The sequence below is a fragment of the Acidiferrobacteraceae bacterium genome (genome assembly GCA_037388825.1).
Lineage (GTDB): Bacteria > Pseudomonadota > Gammaproteobacteria > Acidiferrobacterales > JAJDNE01 > JARRJV01.
In genome coordinates, this window is the sequence record JARRJV010000132.1 from 1 (window position 1) to 5,625 (window position 5,625).

General features: G+C 57.7%; 5 protein-coding genes. All 5 read left to right on the plus strand.

Translation table 11 applies throughout. From position 1 onward, the window contains the following. Window positions 1–108: 108 nt before the first annotated feature. The 5 genes from P8X48_13305 to P8X48_13325 all read left to right on the plus strand — a co-directional run bounded on the left by P8X48_13305 (window position 109) and on the right by P8X48_13325 (window position 5,297). Window positions 109–1,404, plus strand: a complete 1,296-nt coding sequence (locus P8X48_13305) for an IS4 family transposase (protein MEJ2108280.1) — start codon at window positions 109–111, stop codon at window positions 1,402–1,404. Between the two features lie 534 nt (window positions 1,405–1,938). Next, entirely contained in the window at window positions 1,939–2,211 is a 273-nt protein-coding gene (locus tag P8X48_13310) for a hypothetical protein (protein ID MEJ2108281.1), read from the plus strand. Continuing rightward, entirely contained in the window at window positions 2,196–3,293 is a 1,098-nt protein-coding gene (gene ltrA / locus P8X48_13315; protein MEJ2108282.1) for a group II intron reverse transcriptase/maturase, read from the plus strand. The genes P8X48_13310 and ltrA overlap by 16 nt, the downstream gene beginning before the upstream one ends. Window positions 3,294–3,459: 166 nt before the next feature. Then, complete coding sequence (locus P8X48_13320; GenBank protein ID MEJ2108283.1) at window positions 3,460–4,203, plus strand: site-specific integrase; 744 nt, start codon at window positions 3,460–3,462, stop codon at window positions 4,201–4,203. Beyond that, the gene (locus P8X48_13325; protein MEJ2108284.1) at window positions 4,200–5,297 is read left to right on the plus strand and encodes a transposase; all 1,098 of its coding nucleotides are present in this window, start codon (window positions 4,200–4,202) and stop codon (window positions 5,295–5,297) included. Before P8X48_13320 ends, P8X48_13325 begins: the two co-directional genes overlap by 4 nt. Window positions 5,298–5,625 lie beyond the last annotated feature (328 nt).

A 5,625-nucleotide genomic window follows, 5' to 3' on the forward strand; every position in this document is an offset into this window, starting at 1 on the left:
AACAACTCGACCCACAAAAAATTGTCCAAAGGAGTCTAAACATGGCACGAAAACTGATTTGAATATCCATGCCAACTTTCCGGTTTATTTGCATCCTTCCTGCAGCTGATTCCAACTGCTCTCCCCGGTACCGGCGATTCCCCTCATTTCACCAGAAACAGAAAAATTCCGCTGCATAAGCTCATCGTCTTCCTGCTCTCGATGACTGTCAGCGGCAAACACCGCGGCGTCGACGGCAAACTTGGCGAGTTCTTCAAACAGGCCCGTCGCAGCGGGCTGTGGCCAGAGGCCGAGGCGGCTCATCGCAGCGCTGTCACCAAGGCGCGCAGCAAACTCCCGTGGGAGGTGCTGCAATCGATTCATCAAGGTGCCGTGCAGCTGGCGTATGAATGTTGGCCCGACACGCCTGAGTCGACCTGGAATGGATTCAATGTCATCGCCTTCGACGGGTCGAAATTTACGCTGCCGGCCTCTGCTGAACTGCGCGAGGTGTTCGATCCTGAAGCAGGGCTCGATAACCCCGGCAAAGGCCATTATCCGCAATGCCTTGTCTCCACGGCCTATGATGTCTTTCGCCGCATTCCCGTCGCTCGGACCATTATGCCGATCCATCAAGGCAGTGAGCGCGAAGAGGTCAAGCAAATGCTCCCATACATCCCGTCAAAGAGCATCCTGCTGTTCGATCGTGGCTACCCGAGCTTCGATCTCATCAAATATCTGGACAAGCATTATGATGGCTTCTACTTGTTTCGCTGTCCCGCCTCTTCCACCTTCCCGGCAGTCGAACGCTTTGTTCAATCCGGAGACAGAGAGGGCATCGTCTGGATCGATCCGACCAGTTCCTTCCTCAGCAGCCAGCCGCAGCAGCAGCGTGACGAGGTGACCCCGATCATGCTCCGTGCAATACGTCTCGAGAGCCCAGACGGCACTGTCTCAGTGTTGCTCACCGGCCTCATCAATACGACCGCCTTTTCCGCCGACAGTATCATCGATCTCTACTTCCGTCGCTGGCAGATTGAGTCGTACTATCGCGACGAAAAATGTTTCCTCGGCCTCGAGTCGTTCCACAGCAGAACCGAAAACGGCATCCGCCAGGAGCTGTTTGCCGTTATGATCATGAGCGTCATCGCTCGCCTCATGATGGTGTTCGAGCCGACCCCATGCCCACAACACAAGTCACGCCCGCAGTTCAAGAACGCCGTCATGGCACTGGCCTCCGATGCCGCCATGCTGGCTTCCGAGAACCCGGAAATGGCCATCGCCATCTTCTGGGAAGTCCTCGATGAAATCGCCCGTGTCCGCTATTACCCCCCGAAAAAGCCACGACCACCCCAGCCGCGCGTGTGCAAGGAGAGCATCAACAAGTGGAAGCAACGCAGGGCCGAGAAGTTGGCTGAGGCTTAAGTCAACAGCATTTCGCGCCGAGCAAAGCTCGCCGCATCTTGCGGGGTGAAAGTCCCCGTCGGGTAAGGGCTAGCCCCCCACCCGTATTGAGTCTTGCGCCCGAGGCGGAGCAAAGGAAGGCGAACAAGACGGGCGAAGCGTAGACAGAGAATCCTGTAGGCCGTAGGGGTGACGCGCACCCTGAAGTGCTGGTACAGCTTCGAGATTGATCGTTTCGGATGCCGAGGGGTTAATGCTCCACCGAAGGCAACACGGAAGCACCCGAAAAGGCGAGGGTGTGGAGATCCGCCGGAGTCCTCAGGCCGTGGCATGCAGGAAGAGATGAGGTGAAGAACTCGGGAAGCCCCGACCGGCTCCCACCTGGAGAAGCATGAACGTAAGACTTACTGATATTGAGGCACCGAAGGGGAAACCCGGAAACGGAACTATGCAGCGATCTAAGCGGACATTGCGGAGACCAGGAGACGGGCAGGCGCCGAGCCGGATGCCGCCGGGGTGTCTTATCAGGCATAGTACTCAGAGCATGGGAAAGCCATGAACAAGGGGAAGGACCTGACGGAAGTACGTAGCTCGCAAAGGTCACTCGTCCCGGACAAAGCAGGGCCGGAAATAGACGAGCCAACCTCCCTGCGGGGAATAGCCATCAAGGCGAAGATCGACAAGCGACATCGGTTTCAGAACCTGTATCGGTGTCTGGATGAAGAGCTGTTGCACGATGCCTGGCGGGGCCTCAATAAGAGTGCAGCCGGTGGTGTGGACGAAGTAACGGCACAAGCCGCAACATCCGGAGATTGGTCGAACGACTGAAAACCAAGCGATACCGTGCCAAGCTGGTACGCCGCGTCTACATACCCAAGGAGAACGGCAAGCAACGTCCACTTGGTATTCCGGCATTGGAGGACAAACTGGTGCAATTGGCCTGTGCAAAAGTGCTGACGGCCATTTACGAGCAGGACTTTCTGGATTGCAGTTACGGATACCGAGAAGGGCGAAGCGCACACGATGCGATCGCGGAACTGACCAAAGAACTCCAGTTTGGAGGTTACCATTACGTTGTAGAAGCAGACATACGTGGCTTCTTTGACCACATGGATCACGACTGGATCTTAAAGATGTTGGCGCATCGCATCGACGACCGAGCCTTCGTGGGATTGATCCGCAAATGGTTGAAAGCCGGAATATTGGAAACGGATGGACAGGTTGTCCACCCGGAAACGGGGACCCCGCAAGGGGGCATCGTATCTCCGGTGCTGGCGAATCTCTACCTGCACTATGCGCTGGACCTCTGGTTCGATCGCATAGTCGGCCGACACATTCGCGGCAAGGCGGTGATGATCCGCTATGCCGATGATTGGGTCTGCGCCTTCCAGAACGAAGAGGATGCGCAGCGGTTCTATCGGACACTACCCCAACGGTTGAAGAAATTCGGCCTGGAAGTGGCCGAAGAGAAAACGAAGTGCCTGCACTTCAGTCCGACCCGATTGGGGAAGGGCTGCCGCTTCTGCTTTTTAGGGTTCGAGTTTTACTGGGACAAAGACCGAAAAGGATTGCCTCGGGTTAAGAGGCGCACGGTTCCCAAGAAACTCCAAGGCGCCTGCCGACGGATCAAGACGTGGATCAAGGAGAACCGGCACCTGCCGAAGGGCGAGTTCGTCCGCGGACTCAATCGCAGGCTCAAGGGGCACTACAACTACTACGGCGTTATCGGCAACAGCCGCTCGCTTAATCGCTTTTACCGGTGGGCCATGGCCTGTACGTTCAAATGGCTCAATCGGCGAGGCGGGAAACGGAACAGCTTTACATGGGACGTTTTTTGGCGCGCGGTCAGTCGTGGGTTGTTTCACCCGCCACGTATTGTGGTCAGGTCGAATCGCAGATTGCTCGCTTAAGTTCTTGCCTTGCGCGACGCGAGTACAACCGAGGAACCGGATGCGGGAAAACCGCACGTCCGGGTCTGGGCAGGGGGCGCCGGGTAACCGGCGTTCCTACTGCGAGAGAGCCTCACCCCCTCGCATCCGAGGGGTCGTTCCACAACGAACATGAGGCGACGTGATCATGTCAACATCATCCGAGTACGATTTCAAGCAGAACTACCAGACGCATCTCAAACACCTTCGGCTCAAGGGGCTGCAGCCGAAGACCATCGAAGCCTATTCGCGGGCGATCCGGTGCATCGGCGCCTGGTTCGATTATCAGATCGATGATCTGTCGGAGCAGCAACTGACCGACTATTTCAGTAAGCGGCTCGACACCCATTCCTGGAGCGCGGTCAAGCTCGATCTGTACGGGCTCAAGTTCTATTACACCCATGTGCTGCACAAACCGTGGGTGCATGTGAATCTGATCAAGCCGCCGAAGACTCGACGTTTGCCCGATATCGTCACCATCGAGGAGGCGCAGCGGTTGTTTATGGCCACCCGGATGGTGAGCTATCGGGTGTTCTATTTCACCGTCTACAGCCTGGGGCTTCGACTCGGCGAAGGGCTGCGTCTGCAGGTGGGCGATATCGATGCCCATCGGCAGCGCGTTCATATCCGCGATTCGAAAGGCAACAAGGATCGTTTGGTTCCGCTGCCGGAGACGACCCTGGATCTGTTGCGCCGCTTCTGGCGAGTCCATCGTAACCCGGTACTGCTGTTCCCGAATCGGCACGGCGGACTGAAGGCGGCGTATCGGGCGACCACGCCGCTCGATCGTGGCGGCGTGCAGAATACGCTGCGCACCGTGGTGGCCGAGTGCGGGATGGTCATCAATGCGCTGATGAACGCCTTTCGCATCGAATGGGGGGCAATCAAATGATCCTGCTGTCATCGATCATTCAGATGTTCGAGGCCGATTTCCTGGCGCAATACCAGGACGCGATCCTGCCGAGTCAGCGTCAGGCGCTGGCCGCCATGAAAACCTGCCGGACTTCGCTCAGCCCTTTGATGCTGGCGCAATGCAGCGAGTGTGACCATCAATGCTTCGTGCCCCACTCCTGCGGTCACCGCAATTGTCCGCACTGCCAGAACCATGAAAGCCAGCAGTGGCTGCAGCGCCAGCTGAACAAGCAGGTGCCTGCCGAGTATTTTCTGTTGACCTTCACTCTGCCGCAGGCGCTGCGGTCATTGAGCTGGCACCATCAACGGGTCCTCTATTCCCTGCTCACCCGCTGCAGTTGGGAGACGGTCAAAACCTTTACCGAGAACGATAAACAACTGCAGGGAACAGGCGGGGCCATCACGGTCTTGCACACCCATTCGCGCCGCCTCGATTATCATCCGCATGTCCATCTGGTAATGCCCGGGGCGGCGATCGATGCCGGCCACCGGCTGTGGCGAACCAAGCGCGGCAAAGGCAAGAAGGCGTCGGGCTATCTGTTCAACCACAAAGCACTGGCCAAGGTCTTCCGCGCAAAGATGCTCGATGCCATCACCCAGGAAGGCCTTGCACTTCCGGCGATGCTGCCCGCCACGTGGGTGGTGGACGTCAAATCGGTCGGCACCGGCGAGAAGGCGTTGATCTATCTCGGGCGTTATCTGTACCGCGGCGTCATTCAGGAAAAGGATATCGTCGCCTGTCAAAACGGGCAGGTGACCTTCCGTTACCAGGACGGCAGAGCCAAAAAGAGGCGAACACGAACGGTCTCCGGTGCAACATTTCTCTGGCTGTTCCTGCAGCACGTCTTGCCCAAGGGGTTTCGCCGCGCCCGCAACTTCGGTTTTCTGCACTCCAACAGCAAACGCCTGATCGCGTTGATCCAATGGCTGTTCCGACTGCGTCCGCCTCAAGCGCAGCCGTCGGACCTGCCACGGCCCCGGCTCACCTGTTCTTGCTGCGGCGCCACCATGGCGATCGTGAAAACGCGGATGCCACGCATGGTGCCCTCCTCACTACCGGCGCCTGCCGGCTAACGCGGGCGGAGCAACATGTGATGTAACCCAGCCCCTACAACCTGAAGGGTTGGCGATCGGTGCCATCAAGCCGAGGGGCGCGCTCGGCCAAAATACCGGTACAATACACACAGAAACGCCCCGAAACACCCATTTCCTGCCGATCTCGCTGCAACGGCGACAATCCGCGCTTGTTGGAGGGACAGCCTGCGCTCACCAGGTCTCTACAACGAGCGGACTTCGAAAAGATATTTTCTTAGTATAAGGTCTCCGACCCAACCATCCCCGGGCTCGTCCAACAAACGGTTCAGATCGTGGTTCGCTCTGCTCACACGATCTAACCTTATTC